The organism is Micromonospora sp. NPDC051141 (assembly GCF_044455765.1).
Classification (GTDB): domain Bacteria; phylum Actinomycetota; class Actinomycetes; order Mycobacteriales; family Micromonosporaceae; genus Micromonospora.
The window spans coordinates 205,696-225,855 of sequence record NZ_JBITFD010000005.1 but is presented as its reverse complement, the minus strand read 5'-3'; the positions used below and the strand labels follow the sequence as shown (position 1 = coordinate 225,855).

Below are 20,160 nucleotides of genomic sequence, written 5' to 3'. Positions count from 1 at the left end.
CCGCGCCCGGCCGCCCCGACCGGCGGTCAGGCGCGGTCGGCGCGCTGCGCCACGAGGTCGTCGACGAGCGTCTCGACGTAGTCCGCGGTCTCCTCCCAGCGGGTCACCGCGACGCTGCGGATGCCCATCGCCTTGACCGGGTAGTCGTTGCCGCCCACGTCCAGCCGGTCCCCCACGAACAGCACGTTGTCGATCTTCAGATCGAGGTGCTCCAGCAGCTTCCGCATGCCGTACGCCTTGTCCACGCCCTGGCGTGTCACGTCGATCGACGTCGAGCCGCCGCCCCGGACCTCCAGGTCGGGCAGCTTCGCGGCGACCGCGTCGCGCAGCCGCTGCTTCTTGCTGCCGTCCGGGTCCCAGCCGTACTTCTCCGCCGGCGGGGCGGACTGCCCGAGCGCGGAGAACGTGATCTGGCTGCCCCGGTCCTCGACGATGTCACCCCACGTCTTCGTCTCCCACAGCCCGAGCGCCTGCGCCGACTCGGTGAGCGCGGCGATCACCCGGGCCTTGTCCGCCTCGCTCAGATCCTCCGCGTAGACCAGCCGCCAGTCGCCGGACGACCAGCGGTAGTAGCGGGTGCCGCAGGTCGGCATCAGGTGCAGCCGGTCGCGCTGCTCCTCGGTGAGATCGAGGTGGGCCAGCACCTGCGACTGGAACTGCTCGAACCGGCCACCGGAGATGATCAGGACGTCCACCTCGGTGAGCAGGTGACCGAGCAGGTCCGCCATCCGACGATCGATCTGGGACTTGGAAATCGCCAGGGTGTCGTCGAGGTCGAACGCCACCACTCGAAGATCGTTCACGAATACCTCATGTGTCGTCGCGGGCTGGTCGGGACTAGCAGGGTACCGATGCGGCCTGACGCGTTCCTGAGCGCCCGGGGCCTCCACCCATTGACGGAGAGTAACAAGCAGGCCGCGTACGACGACCGGAAAGCGCTGGACACGCGGCGTTGTCGACGCCGATGGTGGGCCGATGCGCCAGGACGAGATCTGGGACGGCGAGGCCGCCCGACGCTACGACACGCCGGGCACCGGGATGTTCGCGCCGGAGGTGCTCGGCCCGACCGTCGACCGACTCGCCGCGCTCGCCGGGACCGGACGGGCCCTGGAGTTCGCCATCGGCACCGGCCGGGTGGCGGTGCCACTCGCCGCCCGTGGCGTGCCGGTCAGCGGGATCGAACTCTCCGTACCCATGGTGGAGCGGTTGCGGACGAAGGTCGACGCCGCCACCGTCCCGGTGGTGGTCGGCGACATGGCCGGCGCGACCGCGCCGGGCGAGTTCAGCCTGGTCTACCTGGTCTACAACACCATCGCCAACCTGCTCGACCAGGACCAGCAGGTGGCCTGCTTCCGCAACGCGGCGCGGCACCTCGGGCCGGGCGGCCGGTTCGTGATCGAGCTGTGGGTGCCGGAGCTGCGCAAGCTGCCCCCGGGCCAGCGGGCGACCGTGTGGCACACCGAGGCCGGCTACATCGGCCTGGACACCTACGACGTGCTGCGCCAGCGGGTGGTGTCGCACCACTTCCACTTCGGTGACGGCCGCGAGGCGCGGGTGTTCCGCACCCCGCACCGCTACATCTGGCCGTCCGAGCTGGACCTGATGGGCGAGCTGGCCGGCTTCACGCTGGAGAGCCGGCACGCCGACTGGTCCGGCGCGGAGTTCACCGAGGAGTCCCGCTCCCACGTGTCGGTCTACCGGCTGGCCTGAGCGCCGCGCGAGCGCACTGGCACCGACCCATGCGCTCCGCTACGATCAGCAATCGATACGTCACGATGAGCTGATCTCCCCTGGCTGGCCCGGGGGACGACCCGAGCCGCTTCGGGGGTTGATCCATGCCGGACGTCGCCAAGGTCACCGCGCAGCCGTACCCGTTCAGCCCGCCCGACCGGCTCCACCTCGACCCGCGCTACGCCGAGCTGCGGCGCACCGAGCCGCTCGTCCGGGTGCGGCTGCCGTTCGGCGAGGAGGGGTGGCTCGCCACCCGGCACACCGACGTGCGGACCGTCCTCGGTGACGCGAGGTTCAGCCGGGCCGCCGGCGTCGGCCGGGACGAGCCGCGGCTCACCCCGCGGCAGATCAAGGGCGGCATCCTGTCGATGGATCCGCCGGAGCACACCCGGCTGCGGCGGCTGGTCGCCAAGGCGTTCACCGCCCGCCGGGTCGAGCAGCTCCGGCCCCGCACCCGGCAGATCGCCGACGAACTCATCGATGCCATGGTGGCGGGCGGGCCGCCGGCCGACCTGGTGGAGCACTTCGCCACCCCGCTGCCCATCCAGGTGATCTGTGAGCTGCTCGGGGTGCCCTTCGCCGACCGGCATCTGTTCCACGTCTGGTCGGAGGCGATCGTGTCGACCACCTCGCTGTCGCCCGAGCGCATCCAGGAATACCTCGACAACCTGTACGCGTTCATCGGCGAGCTGGTCCAGCAGCGCCGCCGGGCGCCCACCGACGACCTGATCTGCGCGATGGTGCGGGCGCGCGACGAGGACCAGGACCGGTTCACCGAACAGGAGATCGTGCAGCTCGCCGCCGGGCTGCTCGCCGCCGGCCACGAGACCACCGTCACCCAACTGCCGAACTTCGCGTACGTCCTGCTCACCCACCCGGAGCAGCTGGCCTGGCTGCGGGCCGACCCCGCCCGGGTGCCGACCGCGATCGAGGAGTTGATGCGGTACGTCCCGCTCGGGGTGGCCTCCTCGTTCGCCCGGTACGCCACCGAGGACATCGAGGTCGGTGGGGTGCTGGTGCGGGCCGGGGAACCAGTGATCGGCTCGATCTCGTCGGCGAACCGCGACGAGACCGTCTTCGCCGACCCCGATCGGCTCGATCTCGGTCGGGAGACCAATCCGCACCTCGGTTTCGGGCACGGCGTGCACCACTGCCTGGGGGCCCAGCTCGCCCGGATGGAGCTACAGGTCGGGATCGGCACGCTCGTCGCCCGGCTGCCCGAGCTGCGGATCGCCGTCCCCGAGCCGGAACTCACCTGGAAGACCGGCATGATCGTCCGAGGTCTGGCCCGAATGCCGGTGGCCTGGTGAGCGCCGGCTGGCGGATCGCCGTCGACGCACGTCGCTGCATCGGATCGGGCGGCTGCGTCGGCATGGCGCCGGCCCACTTCCGGCTGGAGGCCGGGTCGGCCACCCCGGTCGCGGCGACCGTCGAACCGGACGAGACGGTGATCGACGCCGCCGAGTCGTGCCCGGTCGAAGCGATCACCGTACGCGACGATGACGGTGAGCTGGTCGCTCCCGCCTGACCGACGATGCCTGCCTCGACGCCCAGGAATCGTTCCCGCGCTTCGTGGGTCACTGAGAGTTTCGGAGAGCGATGCAGATTCATCAAGGTCCTGGTCAACTCTTTTGCTGGGTCAGGACCTTGATTGGCGCCCGGGCAGGATATCCAACCGAGCCAGATTCTTATGTCATGTGTCAGCTACCCGATTCGTCACGCGCCCGAACGCTCCGTCGTCGCCTACCGGAAGCCGACGTACCAGTACCCGTCACCGCTCAGTTTCGAGACGAAACCCTTTGCGCGTCCGCTGCGTGGTGGATGCTGTCGTCCCCTACGGAGACGAAGTGCCCAAGGCCCTCGCAACCACATGTCCCGCCCTGGCGAACTAATGCAGCAGAACGTCCGGGCAGTTGGCCGACATTCCACCAGCAACGGCTGAGGAGATCATCGGCTGAAGCGGGGATGGTTCTCGATGAGCGGGCTGAGCAGACTCGCCGTGTACGCCGTCACACACGGTCTCCCGAAGGGTTCCATCAGTGAGCTACAGCGCTCCGCCCCCCCGGTCATCCAGTTGTGCAGTCGCCGCAGTCTCCGAAGAGGCGCCCCATGAAGCTCGTCATTGGAGCGGCCGTCGGCGCCGTCTTGGTGCTCTGCTGCGGCGGAGTGACCATCGCTGCGGCGGTCGGCGGTGACGACTCGCCGCCCGCAAGAAGCGCCAACGCGGAGAAGACCGCCGCAGTCTCAGTTCCAACAGAAAGCCCCGCAGCGCCGGCGGTGGAGATTACCAGCGCAGCAGCACCTACCACCGCAGCGCCCACCACCGCAGCACCTACCACAGCAGCGCCGAAGCCGAAGACGAAAGCCCCCACCACGACGCCGGCCGAGCCGAAGCTGTCCGTAGAGCAGCAGAACGCCATCAGGGCCGCCTCCAATTACCTAGAATTTCAGGCGTTCTCCCGCTCCGGCTTGATCAAGCAGTTGGAGTTCGAGGGTTACCCGAGGAAGATCGCAACCACGGCCGTGGATTCCCTGAAGGTCGACTACAGAAAACAGGCCGCCAAGACGGCGGAGAATTACCTCGACACCCAGGCGTTCTCCCGTTCGGGCCTGATCAAGCAGTTGGAGTTCGAGGGGTACACGCACGCACAGGCCGTCTACGGCGTCGATCAGGTGATGTGAGAGGGGCGTGCGGGCGCCTGTTGCGGCTCTTTCCACGGCGGGGTGGCGGGCTCCAGCACGACTGGCGCACCAGCTCCCGTCGGCGACCGGTCCGTGCACGGCGTCTGTGTTGCCAGCTCAGATGGCGTTTCGGCTGTGCAGCTTGGTGCCCCCGGCAGGATTCGAACCTGCGACACACGGTTTAGGAAACCGATGCTCTATCCCCTGAGCTACGAGGGCGCGAGGGCCTAGTCTAGCGACCTGGGGGTTCACCTGGGGTGGCAGGGAGTGGCCCGCGTTCACCCACGTCACCCGGACCCCTGTTCGCCCAGCCCAGGACCACACGCCGAGCACACGAACCCCGGGTTGCGACCGGCGGCCGGCCACCGGTGGCCCGCGTTGGCATCGGTTCACCCGGGTTGGCATCCGCTGGAGAGCACACGCCGCTCACATCATCGAAGATCATGTGAGCTGCCCGCTCCCCCCGGCTGGGCACCGCCTCCCATGGGGGATCCGGCCAGGTCGCCATCAGCCGCGCGGTGGCTGGTCGTCGTTGTCGCGAGTCAGGTCCGTCGGGTCGAGGAAGACGACGTCGACGTCGCCCACGGATGACGGGTCGAAGTCGCGTCGTTCGTCAGCGGGTCACCCGCGCTCGGCTGGCTCACGGGGTGATGAGGTCGTCTACGCCGTAGTGGCTCCACCAGGTAGGCCGGTGTCTGCGGAGTTCGCCCCCGACGCGGGTCAGCAGGAGCCAGTTGCCGTTCTGGACCAGCGCCGCGTCCTCGTTCCGGGCGGCCAACACCCGGGCCGCGGCTTTCATCATGTTCGGGATCCCCTTGTCGACCAGGCCGTCTGCCTGCATGGAGAAGCCGATGTCGACGCATGTCTCCGGCTCCCACTCCCAGCGGGCACCGTCGTCGGCCTCGGCATCGAAGTAACCCTGGCTCCCTGAGGAGACGGTCAGCGCGTACCCGCGGGTGTCGTAGAGACGGGCACTGAACAGCGCGGGTTGGTGCCGCTCGGCCTCGGCCCCTCCGCGACGTCCACTGCCACGAGATTAGCCACGTTGTCCTAGGGAATGTCGCCCACCAGGGGTCAACCTGAACTCAATAGCCATCTCAACGACCTCCACCGCCTCGACCAACGGTCTGCACTATCGCGCCAACTCACCGTAACCGAACCGAGTTCCTCCGCAGCTAGGCGCAATGCTGCTGCAGACGACGCCTCGCACGGTGGCGAGCCAGAACACGCACTCGCCGCCCCGATTCATAAGCGCGTCGTACCAGCCGTCGGTGTTGTGCTCGTGAAGGGTGCACGCGACGCGGGTCAGCATCAGCACGTCGCCGTTGAGGTCAGGGCCTCGTCCTCGACCCTGCTAGCGAGGATCCTGGCCACAGCCGCCAGCATGTGAGGTTCACCCTTGGCGGCCAGGGTGTCCTTGCGCATATAGAAACCTGACGTCGACGTAGGTTTCCGGCTCTGACGTTCGGGTCGGCGCTGAGCATCCTGCCCCCGGACACTTGGACGTCTCGACCGCTTCGGAACGGCCAACTCCGCCACCTGCTCCAGTGGATGTCACCCGCCATCGTCAGCCGGTAATCGACAGCCATCTGCGCCCTTCATCAGGCTCGCCTGGTCAGTCGAACAACCGGCCCACAAGCGCGCCCTGGCCGGACTGTAGGACGTGCGCGGCCCGTAACGGTATCCAGAAGCACTCGAACCGGGTGGGCTCCTGCTCGCCGTCATGGTCTTCCTGGCTCGCCCACCGCTCGGGCGTCGCCCCGTGCAGCGCCAGCTCGAAGACGTGGCGACGTTGGATCTCGAAGCGGAGCGGGCTGATGTCGTACTCGATCTCCCCCAGCTTGCGCACGACGGCGAACCCCGTCAGTCCGGTCTCTTCGCGAGCCTCACGCAGCGCCGCGCCCGCCGGGTCCTCACCCGGGCGGACGCTGCCGCCGGGCACCTGGATGCCTACCTCTTCGTAGCTGAAGTCGGTGTGTCGGAAGACGAGCAAACGCCCTTCCCGTACGACGTAGCAGAGAGCCTTGTTGGTAATGATTTTTTCGGGCATGGTGCCTTCCCCGCTCGTTCGTGAGGTGCCTATCTGGGGTGCGGCAGGTTGCGAATCGGGCAGGCCGGAGATGGCTTCCTGGGCCGCTCGGGCGAGGGTGGTCTGGGCGGTGGAGGGTAGTCCGAGCCTGCTCCAGTGGAAGATCACGTGCAATGCGATTACTGCCCGCAGGCCCACGGTGTCGGCGACACACGGGTGGGGGCGCTTCCCGTTGGCGGTGTAGGGCTGCGCCAGCGTTCTGAAGTGCGGTGTGCCGGTCGCCGGTGGTGCGAGGTACGCCGAGCAGCAGGCGCCCGCCGGCCTTCGACGCCTACGCCACCATGTACCAGGCTGACGACGTCACCGCCGCCACCTACGAGCAGGCCCCGTCGAGGGACCTCACCACGCACACCGCCGACCAGCCGTGGTGGTTGGCCTACCTCGACACCGGCGCCCACGACGTCGTCCTCCTTCACACCCCGAGGTGTGTTCCTCTGCTGGAACTGGCCGTACGTGCCGGTCCAGGCTGGCCCCGAGCAAGCCCTCACCTGGCGCACCGACGGGCACATCCGCCACCCTCACGCCGCTCTCCCCGACCCGTTCTTCCCGCCGACCGGTCATGGCTTGTCGGGAGCGGACCCCGTGAGTCGGCTCCGGGACGATCATTCAGCTCGTGCGACTGTTTCTGTCGGCTCCGCCTGAAAACTGACCACGTGGTTCCGGCTGAATCGGGACCACCTCCTGAAGCATCGGGAGGTGCTGAGCGTGGAGGACTGGGCGGAGATCCGGCGGCTGCGGCGGTCGGAGGGTATGGCGATCCAGGCCATCGCACGGCGGTTGAGGATGTCTCGCAACACCGTGAAGAAGGCCTTGGCCAGTGATGAGCCGCCGCGGTATCGGCGGGCGGCGAAGGGCTCGATCGTGGATGCGGTCGAGCCTCAGATTCGGGCGTTGTTGGCGGAGTTCCCGGACATGCCCTCGACGGTGATCATGGAGCGGGTCGGGTGGACCCGCGGCAAGACGGTGTTCTGTGATCGGGTGCAGCAGTTGCGGCCGTTGTTCCGCCGCCCTGACCCGGCTCAGCGGACGGAGTATTTGCCCGGTGAGGTGGCGCAGTGTGATCTGTGGTTCCCGCCGGCGGACGTGTCGTTGGGCTTCGGGCAGGTCGGCCGGCCGCCGGTGCTGGTGATGGTGTCGGGGTATTCGCGGTGGCTGTCGGCGGTGATGATCCCGTCGCGGCAGTCGCCGGACCTGCTGGGCGGGCACTGGACGCTGATCTCCGGCTGGGGCCGGACGCCGAAGGATCTGGTCTGGGACAACGAGTCCGCGGTCGGGCAGTGGCGGGCCGGTAAGCCGCAGCTGACGGAGGCGATGAACGCCTTCCGCGGCACCCTCGGCATCAAGGTGATCCAGTGCCGGCCGGCGGATCCGGAGGCCAAGGGCCTGGTCGAGCGGGCCAACGGCTATCTGGAGACCTCGTTCCTGCCCGGCCGCCGGTTCGCCTCGCCGCAGGATTTCAACGCGCAACTCGGCGAGTGGTTGGTGCGGGCGAACAACCGCCGGCACCGCATGTTGGGCTGCCGGCCCGTGGACCGGTGGGACGCCGACCGGGCGGCGATGCTGTCCCTGCCGCCGGTCGCGCCGCTGGTGGGCTGGCGGCAGAGCACCCGCCTGCCCCGGGATCACTACGTGCGCCTGGACGGCAACGACTACTCGGTGCACCCGACGGCGGTGGGCCGACGGGTCGACATCGTCGCCGACGCTGACCGGGTGCAGGTGTTCTGCGAGGACCGCCTCGTCGCCCGGCATGACCGGTGCTGGGCCAAGCATCAGAGCATCACCGATCCCGCTCACCGCCAGGCCGCCGCCGATCTGCGAACAGCGGCCCGGCAGGCGCCGACGCCGGCGGTCACGACCGAGGTAGAGCACCGCCGGCTGGCCGACTACGACCGCATGTTCGGCCTGGATGTTGAGGTGGCCGCCTGATGGCCACCAAGACCAGCCGCAACGTCACCTCGGAGATCGCGTTCCTCACCCGCGCACTGAAGGCGCCGTCCCTCGCTGCCTCCGTCGAACGCCTGGCGGAGCGGGCCCGGACAGAGTCCTGGACGCATGAGGAGTTCCTCGCCGCCTGCCTGCAACGCGAGGTCGCCGCCCGCGAGGCTCACGGCGGTGAGGGCCGTATCAGGGCGGCGAGGTTCCCGGCCCGCAAGAGCCTGGAGGAGTTCGACTTCGAGCACCAACGCTCGCTGAAGCGGGAGACCATCGCCCACTTGGGCACCCTGGACTTCGTGGCGTCGAAGGAGAACGTCGTCTTCTTGGGCCTGCCCGGCACCGGCAAGACCCATCTGTCCATCGGCCTCGGGATCCGGGCCTGCCAGGCCGGACACCGGGTCGCGTTCGCCACCGCCGCGCAGTGGGTATCCCGCCTCGCTGACGCCCACCACGCCGGCCGCCTGCAAGACGAGTTGGTCAAGCTCGGCCGGATCCCGCTGCTGATCGTCGATGAGGTCGGCTACATCCCCTTCGAAGCAGAAGCCGCGAACCTGTTCTTCCAACTGGTTTCGAACCGCTACGAACGGGCCTCGCTGATCGTCACCAGCAACAAGCCCTTCGGCCGCTGGGGCGAAGTATTCGGCGACGATGTGGTGGCCGCAGCCATGATCGACCGCCTCGTTCACCACGCCGAAGTGATCTCGATGAAGGGCGACAGCTACCGACTCAAAGACCGCGACCTCGGCCGAGTCCCCGCGGCCAGCAAGACCAACGACTAAAGATCAACCAAACCGAGGTGGTCCAGTTTCAGCCGGACCACGGTGGTCCCGTTTGAGGCGGCGTTGACAGTTTCACCGGGCCGTGCCGCTCAGCAACGCGGGCTCGGGATGCAATGGTCACCGGGTGACGTTAGGTAAGGCCTCGCTCGCCAGCGCCAATTTGCGCGCGACCTGCGAGTTGGTCGCCCCGCCATCGGGAAGGATGGGCCGTGAAGCGTGGCTCGAGTCTGGGAGATGCGATCTTGAACCTGTCGTGCGTGTTCTGCTCGGTGACGGCTGGCGTGACTGATCCCGGCGTCTGCCTCGCCGTCAACAACGAGTTCGTTGTCTTTCCAGCACTTCACCAGCGGCCGAACAACCGAGGTCACACGCTGCTCGTTTCGACCGGTCACTTCGGCGGCATCGCTGACGTGCCTCCCGAGAAAGCGGTCCCCATGCTGGCGGCGCTCCAGGTCACGACACAGGCGGTGAAGGCGGCGTTCGGCGCGAGCGGGACAACGGTGCGGCTAAACCTTGGGCCACCCGCTCAGGACATCTTCCACCTGCACTGGCACATCGTTCCGCGGTACGTCGGCGACGACTTCAACAGTGCCAAGTCCACCGAGGTGCCTCTGAGCGAACGTTTGCAGCTTACGGCGAAGCTCGGCCAGCACCTCGCCAGACGGGCTTCGGCCCGAGTCCGTAAGTAATCGGCCGCCGGCGCCACCCCCATGTGCCCTGCCGGCCCACCCGACGAGCATGCACGCGCCGACGATGTAGGCGCATGTCAAGAGGATCGATCGCATCCGCCCGGTCGCCCCCGCCCCAAGCGTCATGTGATCTTGGAGCGCGCCAGTGTGGTACTGGAAGCCGCCGGTGCTGTACTGTCCGAGGGGCTTATGCACGTGCGCATGGAGTCGCTGACATATGGGAACTCGCGGGTCGCCTCAACGCTACCGAGTGGGCGCCGAGCTGCGCCGGATACGCGAGAACCTTGGACTGTCCGGCGAGCGTGTCGCAGACTCGCTCGAGTGGTCCCAGTCGAAGGTCTCCCGGATCGAGACCGGGACGACGGCTTTCACCGTTCGCGATGTAGGCAGGCTGCTCAGTTTTTACGAGGTCGACCCTGACATCCGCGCCGAGTTGCTGGCGGCAACTGCGGAGGAGAACGGCGAGGGGTCCTGGATCACCAGCGCCGGCGGCTGGGGGCGACGACAGGGTGCGATCGCGGCGCTGGAGTCGACGACGCGGGAGATCAGGCAATATCAGCCGGTCGTGGTGCCGGGCCTGCTGCAGACCCGAGCCTACGCGCATGCGATGGCGGTCGCCGTCGGGGCTGGGAGCCCGGACTACATCGCTGACGTGCGCATGGCGCGACAGCAGACGCTGGAGGGGCCTGACGCACCTCGATTCTTGGTCGTGGTGGACGCTCGGGCTCTGCTGTTCCGGGCATTCCCGGTCAAGGTAACCCGAGGTCAGATCCGGCATCTGATGGGCTTGGTGAGCCACCCCAGCATCGACCTCGGGGTCGTTCCGATCGCCGCGCAGCACACCGTTGTGGCAGCCCAGGGCTTCACGATCTTCGACTTCCGTTCCGGCCTCAGTCCTCGCACCGTATGGATCGAGTCGCCTGGGGGTGACTGCTACTTCACTGAGGAGGCTGCTGTCGCCCGCTTCGAGACGGCGTTCACAGGGCTGAAGTCCGTTGCCCTGCGTGGCAATGATGCCGTTGAATACCTCAATGTACTCGACGGTGAGGTCGAGCGCTTCGACGCCCTCGTTGCCGGAGTGGGAGGCAGTTGATGACATCTGCGGGTTTCGCAGGGGTGAGGTGGCGCAAGAGCAGCGTGAGCGGCGACACGGGCTGTGTGGAGTTCGCGGTCGTCGAGAAAGAGGTGGGAGTGCGGGACTCGAAGCTGTCTGACGACAGCCCTGTCCTAATCTTCACGCGGCACGAGTGGATGGCGTTCTTGCAGGGTGTGAACAACGGTGAACTCGGCCTTCCCTCAGCCTGAGAGCGCACAGCCAGCATCTTCGGACCGGTCGGCGGCTGCTGCCGCCGACCGGCGGCGTCAGGTCCGTCCTTTGCTGGCTGCGGTGGCTGTCTCCGTCGCTGGCGACGGAGTGTTCATCGCCGCCGCGCCGCTGCTGGCTTCGACGCTCACACCCGATCCGTTGGCAATCTCCGCGGTCAGCGCGGCTTTCTACTTGCCGTGGCTGGCGCTGGGCCTGCCCGCTGGAGCACTCGCGGACAGATGGCCACGCCGCAGGGTGCTTATGATCGCCGACTTGGTGCGCGCGGCGCTGATCGGGCTATTGGTCGCGGCGCTGGCTCTTGGCTGGGGAAGCATGCCGCTGCTGATCGCGGTCGTCTTCGCCGTGGGTGTCGCTCAGTGCTTCTTCGATGCCGCGTCGCAGGCCGTGATCCCGATGATCGTCGGCCGGGACGGGGACGATCTGAGCAAGGTTAACGGTCGATACTGGGCGCTGGACACCACCGGGAGGTCTCTGGTGGGCCCGCCTCTCGGCTCGTTGACTTTTTCGCTGGGGCGGGCCCTGCCGTTCGCCATCGACGCAGTGTCGTTCCTGGCTTCGGCGGCGCTGGTGCGGATGCTGCCCGATCTACGGTCGGAGCAGCCGACCCGTCAGCCCTTGTGGGCATCGATCCGTCAAGGCATGCACCACCTGATTAGAACGCCGGACCTTCGCGTTCTCGCGGTCGCGATGGGCGTGTTCAACTTCGGCTACTTCATGGTGATGGGGACGTTCGTGCTCTATGCCCAGCGGGCGCTCCACATTCCGAATGCGGCCTATGGGGCGCTGCTGGCTGCGATGGCGGTGGGTGGGATCGTCTCCGCGACCAACGCACGTCGCCTGATCGCGGGTACGGCGTACCGCAAGGTGCAGGCTGTCGCGATGGCTGTCCAGGCGGCGGTGTGGCTGGTGGTGGTGCTGGTGGCCAACGTCTGGGTGACAGCCGCACTGTTCGTGGTCTACGGCGCGGCGGCGAGCCTCGCGTCGGTCGCTGTTGGTTCGGCTCGGCAGGCGCTGTCACCGGACGGCTTGATCGGCCGGGTCGTCGCGGCCTTCCGGATTTTGGGTCTGGGCGGGTCGGGCCTCGGGGCGCTGGTCGGGGGCGCGGTGGCGAAGTTGTACGGGCTGGGAGCGCCTTTCGCCGTCTCCGCTGTGGTGCTGGCCGTTGCCGCGTGGTTTACCTGGCCGAGCAAGCGGCGGCCGAGTCAGGCGAACGATCACGATGAGGCGCGGTCGAGCGCCCTCACGTGAGCGTTGTGCCGCAGTCCGCGTCGAGCAGCCTTAGACCGTCAGCTATCTCGGACAGCCGTGGGTCGTCGCCGTAAAAGATGCCGTGCAGCGAGCCGATGCGGCGGCAAACCTCGGAATACGAGGCCGTCCCCTGGCGTCGGATCATCGGGATGACCGTGCTGGACATGAAGAGGACCGCGCGCTGGAAGCTGACATACGCACGCGGGACGTCGAAGGCTTTCAGCTGCGACTCGACCTCGCTGAGAAGTTCCTCGCACGCGGAGTTCAAGTCGATGCCGCCGGCACGGGGTTGCTGTAGGCCGATGTACCGCAGGCTGTTCAACACCTTCTCGCGCAGCCGTGACGCGCCCACGGTGGCCAGGGCGGCAACGCGGAGATCCTTGCCGAGCGGTGAGGACAGCAGCGCGGCGCGGACGAGGCACGGCTCGACGCCGACCGGCGCGTCGGCGAGTGAGGCACCGTTGTAGCGGGAGAGCTTACGTCCTGCTGTGTCCAGCAGCGTCCCGTGCTGAACGATCATTGCTGGCAGCGCATCGGGGTGGTTGGCGGCCAAGAGCGTCAGCAGCCACTTGCGCTGGATGTCGAATCCGGCTGCGGCCACGATCGGACCGTCCAAGCCGAGACGGCGCAACAGGCTCGGCCCGAGAGCACCGACCAGCCGCGGATCGAGGACCTCACCGTCATGCAGCGGCGAGGCGACGCCAAGGCTCCGCCGAGGGTGACCGACGCGGATCAGCGGATGGACGTTTGTGAGGCTTCGCAGACGGCGGATGCCGTAGTCGGGCACCCATTCGACGGCGGCGGCGCGACGGAACACCTCATCAAGGTTGATGGGGAGGAACCAGTCCCGCGTGGTTCGCAGACGCAGCGGATCACCGCAAGTGAAACAGTGCTCGGCACCGGCGTTCGGCGGAAGGGCGATCCGGCAGACCAGGCACCACTTCTCCTCGGCGGGAAGGTAGCGGAGGACGTCGCTATCGGCGAGCTCGGCGATGACGGCCCGGACATGCGCTCGCACGGACACGTCGTCGTCCCGCAGCGCAGTCTGGCGTGACACCACAATGCCGAAGCCCTCCAACGTGGCGACGGCGCTGCTGACAGCCAGCCCGCAATAGCGTGCGAACCCTTCCGGATCGTGGCCGAACTTCGGTTCCAGGCGGCGGCTCGACATGTTCCACGACTGAGGTAGGTGGGAATCGCCGCCGAAGTGCAGGGCAGTTCGGCGGGCAGCGTCGAGCAGCACCCACGTATAGATGCCGCCAAGGTGCGGCGCGCCGGGCGGTGACGGCGGCGCCAGCAGGACAGTGCTCGGCTCTCGGCCACCCCACGCGATCATCGCAGCACCCGCGCTTCGCCGCCCCGCAGATGGCGGGGCAGCCGCCGCCGCTTGGCGCGGGCGAATTGCTCCATGAATTCGGCGAGTTGGCCGACCGTGTCCAGGGAGATCGCGTTGAACAGCGAAGCGCGTAAGTGTCCGACCTTGCGGTATCCCCACAGTCCGACGAGCCCCTGCCGTGCGGCCTCGGCCTGAAACTCAGCCTCCAGTTCTGCGGTCGGCAGCGCGAACGTGACATTGACCCTTGACCGGTTGTCGCGGTCGACAAGGCCCGTGTAGAAGTCGCTGTCGTCGATCGTGCGATAGAGCAGCTGGGACTTGGCGGTGCTGAGGGTCTCCATGGCCGCGACTCCACCTTGCCGGCTGGTCCAGTTGGCCATGAGGTTCAGGACGAATATCGCGGTGACCGGCGGGGTGTTGAACCGCGAGCCCGCCTGTGCGTGGGTGAAGTAGCTGAGGAAGGGCGGGAGCTGGCGCACTGGTTCGAGAAGGTCGGCTCGGACCACGACGAATGCGACCCCAGCAGTGCCGAGGTTCTTGTGCGAGGTGGCGTAGATCAAGCCGTGCGTGGCGATGTCGAACGAGCGGGTGAGCAGGTCGCTGGACGCGTCACAGGCGAGCCACGTGCCCGGCGGCGCGCTGGGCGGCTGCCTGAACTGCGTGCCCATCTCGGTGTTGTTCGACGTGTAGTGCACGTACCGAGCGGTCGGCGTGAGCGACGTTTCGTCTGGCGAGGGCAGGCGCAGGTAGCCGTCTGCGTGCGTGGAGGCGGCGATGTTGACGTAGCCGTAGACCGTTGCCTCGGTGGCTGCCGCTGCCGCGAAGTGTCCCGTGACCAGATAGTCCGCGACGGCGTCAAGGCCGAGGTGGTTGGCGGGCAGCATCGTGAACTGAAATCGGGCGCCCCCGTGTAGGAGCAACAGCTCGTACCCGGCCGGGACGCCGATGAGCGCGCGCAGGCGCTCGACCGTGGTGTTGTAGAGCTGCTCGAACTGTCCGCTGCGATGGCCCAGTTCGAGGATGCCGAGTCCGGTGTCGGCGTAGTGCTCGATGCTTGCCTGGTACTCGGTCAGCACCTCGTCGGGGAGCATGGACGGCCCCGGGGCAAAGCTGCGTACTCGTGTGGGCATGACGGCTCCTCCGTAGCTGACGTGTACGGGTCCGAAGGGTCGGGGTGAGCTGAGCCCGGCTGGCCGCCGTGATACAGACAATGGTGTAGCCAGCCGGGCGGTACCTCAGGCGATGATGGCGACCTTGATGCCGTCGACGCCGCTGTCTGTGTCCGCTTCGCTGAAGACCGCTTCGTCGGCGCGGGCAGCCACGCGAAGCGGTTCGGCCAGTGCTCGGGCGGTTCGCTGGCCGTCGTCGGTGACGCCCTGCAGCACCACCTTCGCGATACGGGTGTTGCTGCCGAGCTTGAGGCGGCTGCGGAGGACGCGGATCTGGTCGAGGACCGTGGACATGTCGTCGATGAGCTTGCGGTCGGTCCGCCACTGTGGCTGCGGTGCTGGCCAAGACGTGAGGTGAAGGCTGACGGTGTTCTCGTGGGGCCGGAACATCTGCTGGTAGAGATAGTCCGTGATGAACGGGGCGAAGGGCGCGAACATGCCGAGGAGGGCGCGGAACCCGAGACCGAACGCCGCGCGGGCGCTGGCCCGCTCGGCGTCAGTGTGGTTGCCGGGATTGAGGAACCGCTCTTTGACCATCTCGATGTACCGGTCGCAGAAGACCGACCAGAAGAAGCGTGTCACGGCCTGGTAACCCTGCATGAAGTCGTACTGGTCCATCGCCGCGGTGGTCTCGTCGACGGTGGACGCCAGGTGTGACAGCATCCACTGGTCCACGTCGTTGCACAGCGCGGCGGGATCGGGTGCGGCTTGCGGGTCGAACCCGTACATGGTCATCAGCCGGGCAACGTTCCACATCTTCACGGCGAACTTGCGGCCGGTCTTGACGTCCTTCTCGTTGTAGCGCAGGTCGGTGCCGATCCGGGCCTTGGTGGCCCAGATGCGCAGCGCGTCGGCGCCGTACCGCTCGATGACGTGATCGGGGACATAGCGGTTGAAGCCGTCCTGCGTGGTGGACTGGTCGAGGTCCCGCTTGGCGATCTTCTTGCCCTGCTCGTTCAGCCCCCAGCCGGAGATCATCACAGTCTGCCAGGGCAGCCGGTCGAAGTGGTACTGCGACTGCACGATCGTGTAGAACAGCCAGGTTCGGATGATTTCGAACGCCTGTACACGCAAACTCATGGGAGCCAACTGCGGGTCACTGTTCAGCCCGTTGACCGCCCAACCGTCGTTGATCTGCGGCGACAAGGAGGAGGCCATCCACGTGTCCATGACGTCGGGGTCCGGGCTGAGGCGACCAGCGCAGACCGGGCAGGCATCCATCGGCGGCGCGTCGGCGAGGGGGTCGACGGGCAGCGCACCCAGTTCGGCGGTGACCGAGTGTCCGCAGTCGTCGCAGAACCACACGGGAAACGGCACACCGTAGTGCCGCTGGCGGCTGATGTTCCAGTCCCACTTCAGGCCCTCGATCCAGTCTTCGAGGCGGCGCCGCATGTGGGAAGGTATCCAGGTCAGCTCCTTGGCGCGGGCCAGGAACGTGTCCTGGTGCTCGCGCACGCGGATGAACCACTGCGCCCGGATCTGGTACTCCACCGGCGTCAGACACCGCTCGTGCACCCCGACGTTCTGCTTGAGCGGGCGAGTTTTAGCCAACGCGCCGATCTCTGCGAGTTGGGCCACGATCGCCGCTCGCGCCTGGGTCAGTTGCAGACCCGCGAACTGCCCGGCGAGCTCTGACAGCCGGCCGTCAGGGGTGACGACGAGCCGCAGGTCGAGCCTGTCGCGTCGCCACTTCAGGACGTCCTCGCCGTCACCGAAGGTGCAGGCCATCATCAGCCCCGTGCCGAAGGCGGGATCCACGGAGTCATCGGCCTTGATCGGAACCTGATAGCCGAACAGCGGCACGGTCGCCTGGGTGCCGAGCAGATCCTGGTATCGCTCGTCGTTCGGGTGGAAGTACAGCGCCACGCAGGCAGGCAGCAGCTCGGGGCGGGTCGTCGCGATAACCAGCGCCCGACCGTCTGCCGTCGCGAAAGCAATGTCGTACATCTTCCCGGTGCGTTCGAGGTCTTCGACGTCGGCTTGCGCCAAGGCGGTCCGGCACTCGGTACACCAGATGATCGGATCTTCCACCCGGCGCAGATGGCCCGCCTGGTGGAGCTTGATGAAGCTGGTCTGCGCGGTGAGCTGACACCGCCTGTCGATGGTCGAGTAGAGCAGATCCCAGTCGACCGACAGGCCCACCCGGCGCCACAGATCCTCGTACCGGGCCGCCGTCTTGCGGGTTTCGGCCAGGCACAGGGCCACGAATTCCGACCGCGGCATGTCGACGGCTTTGACCCCGTAGGTCTTTTCGACGTAGCGCTCCGTGGGAAGGCCGTTGTCGTCGAAACCCATCGGGTAGAAGACACGGTCGCCTTGCATCCTTCGGTACCGGACCACGAAGTCGGGCTGCGAGTAGCTCATTGCGTGGCCCACGTGCAGGTGGGACGCCGACACGTACGGAGGAGGTGTGTCGATGCTGAACACGGGGCCGGCCGCCGAGCGGTCGAACCGGTAGATGTCGTGCTCCTCCCAGAGTGCCCGGACCGTCGCCTCGACGGCGAGGTGGTCGTACTCAGTGGTGTCCATGTGCGGCATCCTTACTTTCTGTGTTGGTCGTTTTCAGTAGCGGTGTGCCTTGTTGAGCCGGCGCTCGAAGATCAGGCGGGCCTCGGGGGTGAGATCCATCGACAGCACTTCGCCCACGTCGACGAACCGGTAGTTCGAGTGTTCGGTCAGGTGGGGTGCGATGCTTTCCGGCAGTTCCACCTCGAACGAGAACGCGGCCAGCCGGCTACTCACGACGGGCTGGCCGCCGAACAGGCGGCTGACGGCGAGGTAGGTACCGGTCTCCTCCCACACCTCGCGGGCCGCTCCGTCGCGAGGATCCTCCCCGGCCTGGAGGTAGCCGCCCGGGATGGTCCATTGGCCGGGATAGAGGTAGTCGTCGGGACGGCGCTGCACGAGCAGTGCCTGGTTCTCAAACCACAGGATGCTCATCGCTGCCGCCTGCGGCAGCTCGATGTTCCAGCGGACCGCGCAGTCCTGCCCATCCCACCGCACGTCGCTGACGCCCCGGCGGCGGAAGTCGTCGAGCATGCGGCCGTGGATTGCGTCCAGGAAGGTCGCGCCGCGCAACGCGAAGGCCGCGTTGACCCCCTCGAGCCGCGACGCGGCCTTGCGGGTCGCGCACTCTTCCAGGAACTCGATCTCCTCGCCGGTAAGCCGCCCGGTCGCGGTCAGATGGTCGAGGCCGTCGCGGTAACCCAGGCTGAGGTAGCCGTAGAACGCCGCGATGTATTCCAGGCTGATCAGCGGCGTCCGCACGAACTCGGCCTCGCCGTGGGGCGCTATCGAGACATCAAAAAGGAATTTGCGCAGGAAGTAGGAGAAGGACGCGATGGTCCGGATCGCCTCACGGCGGGTGCGCGACGGGGCGGGGTCAGTGAACTCGGCAAAGATGTTTCGTCCGAACAGTTTCACGCTGGTGTATTTTGCCTGGTAGATGAACAGCTCCGCGCGGTTCTTGTGCTGGAACAGCTCGTACCGCCCCAGCGAGGGATGCGCGTCGGCCAGGGTGTGCACGTTGACGCTGATCGGGATGTCGAGCTGCGCGGCCAGTTCGTCGCGGGCATTCGCGATGCCCTCGGCGGCGCTGGTGTCGAGACGTCCGATGATTATTTGGATGTCGACGTTGCTTCTGGCATGGGCGATGCCTCTAGAACGCGAACCCATCAGCATCGCGCCGACCACCGCCGGGACGCCGCCGAATGCTCCACGAATGGCTTCCACGAGATCGGCGTCGACACGACGGGTGATCAGCCGGTCCGACATGAGCAAGTCGGTCATACGAGAGCCGTCCTTTGCACAGCGGCGAGGGAGGGACCGCCGGAAGGCCGATCCGGATCGACACCGATCGACACCTTTCTCAGTGCGAGGGTGAGGTCGATCCAATCGCCGCCGAGCGCAGCCGAAGCGGCAGCGGCTTCCAGGACGGCCACGACCATCGCGCCGTGGATGCCGTCAGTCTGCGGACGCTCACCAGTGCGGATGCAGTCGACGAAGTGGCTCAGTTCGATGTCGAGGGGACGGCGAGGATCGCCGGCCGCCAGGGTCCGCGGCTGCACCCTGCTGCCGTTGACGTGCAGCCGGACGGCCCCTTCCACGTCGTCGTAGACGATGCCACCCGCTGTGCCCGCGACCGTGGCTCGCCGGACCTTTTCCGGGTCGATGCAGCTGAGATGCACATGGCCGAGGAAGTCTCCGAAGTCGAGCGTGAGAAAGGCCAGGTCGGAGATGGTGGGCCGGGTGAACATGTACTCCACGCAGCGCACCGCTGTCGGCGGACGTCCCGCCCAGCGAATCAGGATCGAGACGTCATGCGGTCCGAGATTCCAGATGACGTTGGCGTCCTCCCGGAACCTTCCGTACGCCAGACGTTGCAGGCTGACGTAGCGCAGATCGCCGACCTGTCCCTCCCGGAGAGCACGCTCGACGTCGATAACGTGCTCGGAATAGAGGAAGGTGTGGCCCACCATGAGGATGAGGCCGGCTGTCGCCGCAGCCTCGGTCAGCGTGAACGAGTCCGTGGTCGTCATGGCCAGCGGCTTCTCGACGAACACGTGCTTGCCCTGGCGAATCGCCGCCATGGCGAGTTCGTAGTGGCTCGCAGCGCCCGTCACGATCAGCACCGCATCGAGCTGCGTCTCACTCAGCATGTCCGGTGGCGACAGCACCTCAGGCACGGACGCCAGACGAGCAGCCAGCCTCATCGCAGTCTCGGAGCTTACGTCTGCTACGGCAGTTAGCCGGGCTCCGACGCTTCGTTCAACAGCCGCTGCGACGTTGGCGCCCCACCGCCCGCATCCGATCAGACCGAGTCTGATCGGCTCGGAGGTTCGGCAATCTCGGTCTGCAGCGTCAGGCGTGGCCGCAGCCTGGGGGTGTGGCATCGAACTGCCTCCTACCGCTCTAACAAGATCTGCTATTCATGCACGCATGAATAGCGTTCCATCGAGATCTATCTGATGTCAAGGGAGTCGCTGTGTGGTGAGTGGACTGGCCAGAAGGGAGAATGTCGCGGCCGTCCGACTCGCCGCGGTCGGGCGGCCATCCTGCCGCCTGAGTCGAGATCCCCCGAAGCTGGACGGCTCGCGACATCGCCCGCAGCTCGACTCTGCTGGGGCGGGGACCAGGAGAGGTCATACGGAAGGTGACAGCCTGCGCGTGCGGCAA

Annotated in this window: 17 protein-coding genes, 1 tRNA gene and 1 pseudogene; 10 read left to right on the top strand and 9 right to left on the bottom strand. The window is 67.2% G+C overall.

All coding sequences use genetic code 11. From position 1 onward, the window contains the following. Positions 1-26: 26 nt before the first annotated feature. Positions 27-803 carry an HAD-IIB family hydrolase gene (locus ACIA6B_RS12190; protein WP_396772745.1) on the bottom strand — a complete coding sequence of 259 codons (777 nt, stop codon included), beginning with the start codon at positions 801-803 and terminating at the stop codon, positions 27-29. A 172-nt stretch (positions 804-975) separates the two neighbouring features. Between ACIA6B_RS12190 and ACIA6B_RS12185 the strand changes: the two genes are divergently transcribed. The 4 genes from ACIA6B_RS12185 to ACIA6B_RS12170 all read left to right on the top strand — a co-directional run bounded on the left by ACIA6B_RS12185 (position 976) and on the right by ACIA6B_RS12170 (position 4,413). Continuing rightward, a complete protein-coding gene (locus ACIA6B_RS12185; RefSeq protein WP_396772744.1) occupies positions 976-1,710 on the top strand; it encodes a class I SAM-dependent methyltransferase in 735 nt (244 codons plus the stop codon). A 125-nt stretch (positions 1,711-1,835) separates the two neighbouring features. Further along, on the top strand, positions 1,836-3,041 hold the full coding sequence (locus ACIA6B_RS12180) for a cytochrome P450 (protein ID WP_396772743.1): 1,206 nt from the start codon (positions 1,836-1,838) through the stop codon (positions 3,039-3,041). Then, a complete protein-coding gene (locus ACIA6B_RS12175; RefSeq protein WP_396772742.1) occupies positions 3,038-3,259 on the top strand; it encodes a ferredoxin in 222 nt (73 codons plus the stop codon). Before ACIA6B_RS12180 ends, ACIA6B_RS12175 begins: the two co-directional genes overlap by 4 nt. 581 nt (positions 3,260-3,840) lie before the next feature. Beyond that, the gene (locus ACIA6B_RS12170; RefSeq protein WP_396772741.1) at positions 3,841-4,413 is read left to right on the top strand and encodes an Ltp family lipoprotein; all 573 of its coding nucleotides are present in this window, start codon (positions 3,841-3,843) and stop codon (positions 4,411-4,413) included. A 143-nt stretch (positions 4,414-4,556) separates the two neighbouring features. On the opposite strand, the gene ACIA6B_RS12165 is transcribed toward ACIA6B_RS12170, so the two are convergent. The 3 genes and pseudogenes from ACIA6B_RS12165 to ACIA6B_RS12155 form a co-directional block, all read right to left on the bottom strand. Beyond that, positions 4,557-4,632 (bottom strand) — tRNA-Arg (locus ACIA6B_RS12165). Positions 4,633-5,053: 421 nt separating this feature from the next. Then, a pseudogene (locus ACIA6B_RS12160) lies at positions 5,054-5,509 on the bottom strand (SitI3 family protein). A 519-nt stretch (positions 5,510-6,028) separates the two neighbouring features. Beyond that, positions 6,029-6,610 carry an NUDIX domain-containing protein gene (locus tag ACIA6B_RS12155; RefSeq protein ID WP_396772740.1) on the bottom strand — a complete coding sequence of 194 codons (582 nt, stop codon included), beginning with the start codon at positions 6,608-6,610 and terminating at the stop codon, positions 6,029-6,031. 588 nt (positions 6,611-7,198) lie between these two features. Between ACIA6B_RS12155 and istA the strand changes: the two genes are divergently transcribed. The 6 genes from istA to ACIA6B_RS12125 all read left to right on the top strand — a co-directional run bounded on the left by istA (position 7,199) and on the right by ACIA6B_RS12125 (position 12,480). Next, complete coding sequence (gene istA, locus ACIA6B_RS12150; RefSeq protein WP_396772739.1) at positions 7,199-8,428, top strand: IS21 family transposase; 1,230 nt, start codon at positions 7,199-7,201, stop codon at positions 8,426-8,428. Beyond that, positions 8,428-9,216 (top strand): IS21-like element helper ATPase IstB, encoded by a 789-nt coding sequence (istB, locus tag ACIA6B_RS12145; protein WP_396772738.1) that lies wholly within the window; start codon positions 8,428-8,430, stop codon positions 9,214-9,216. Before istA ends, istB begins: the two co-directional genes overlap by 1 nt. Before the next feature lie 209 nt (positions 9,217-9,425). Then, complete coding sequence (locus ACIA6B_RS12140) at positions 9,426-9,905, top strand: HIT family protein (protein ID WP_396772737.1); 480 nt, start codon at positions 9,426-9,428, stop codon at positions 9,903-9,905. A gap of 250 nt (positions 9,906-10,155) precedes the next feature. Next, positions 10,156-10,998, top strand: a complete 843-nt coding sequence (locus ACIA6B_RS12135) for a helix-turn-helix domain-containing protein (RefSeq protein ID WP_396772736.1) — start codon at positions 10,156-10,158, stop codon at positions 10,996-10,998. Next, a complete protein-coding gene (locus ACIA6B_RS12130) occupies positions 10,998-11,210 on the top strand; it encodes a DUF397 domain-containing protein (protein ID WP_357293345.1) in 213 nt (70 codons plus the stop codon). The genes ACIA6B_RS12135 and ACIA6B_RS12130 overlap by 1 nt, the downstream gene beginning before the upstream one ends. Before the next feature lie 82 nt (positions 11,211-11,292). Beyond that, positions 11,293-12,480, top strand: a complete 1,188-nt coding sequence (locus ACIA6B_RS12125; RefSeq protein WP_396772735.1) for an MFS transporter — start codon at positions 11,293-11,295, stop codon at positions 12,478-12,480. On the opposite strand, the gene ACIA6B_RS12120 is transcribed toward ACIA6B_RS12125, so the two are convergent. The 5 genes from ACIA6B_RS12120 to ACIA6B_RS12100 all read right to left on the bottom strand — a co-directional run bounded on the left by ACIA6B_RS12120 (position 12,473) and on the right by ACIA6B_RS12100 (position 19,877). Continuing rightward, positions 12,473-13,816 (bottom strand): hypothetical protein, encoded by a 1,344-nt coding sequence (locus ACIA6B_RS12120; protein ID WP_396772734.1) that lies wholly within the window; start codon positions 13,814-13,816, stop codon positions 12,473-12,475. The genes ACIA6B_RS12125 and ACIA6B_RS12120 overlap by 8 nt on opposite strands. Then, positions 13,813-14,946 (bottom strand): 3-phosphoserine/phosphohydroxythreonine transaminase, encoded by a 1,134-nt coding sequence (serC, locus tag ACIA6B_RS12115; protein WP_396772733.1) that lies wholly within the window; start codon positions 14,944-14,946, stop codon positions 13,813-13,815. The genes ACIA6B_RS12120 and serC overlap by 4 nt, the downstream gene beginning before the upstream one ends. Before the next feature lie 105 nt (positions 14,947-15,051). Continuing rightward, positions 15,052-17,514: a valine--tRNA ligase gene (locus ACIA6B_RS12110; RefSeq protein WP_396772732.1), complete on the bottom strand. Its 2,463-nt coding sequence runs from the start codon at positions 17,512-17,514 to the stop codon at positions 15,052-15,054. A 33-nt stretch (positions 17,515-17,547) separates the two neighbouring features. Then, positions 17,548-18,774, bottom strand: coding sequence for an NUDIX hydrolase (locus tag ACIA6B_RS12105; RefSeq protein WP_396772731.1), 1,227 nt, complete (start codon positions 18,772-18,774; stop codon positions 17,548-17,550). Further along, positions 18,771-19,877: a Gfo/Idh/MocA family protein gene (locus ACIA6B_RS12100; RefSeq protein ID WP_396772730.1), complete on the bottom strand. Its 1,107-nt coding sequence runs from the start codon at positions 19,875-19,877 to the stop codon at positions 18,771-18,773. The genes ACIA6B_RS12105 and ACIA6B_RS12100 overlap by 4 nt, the downstream gene beginning before the upstream one ends. Between the last annotated feature and the right edge of the window lie 283 nt (positions 19,878-20,160).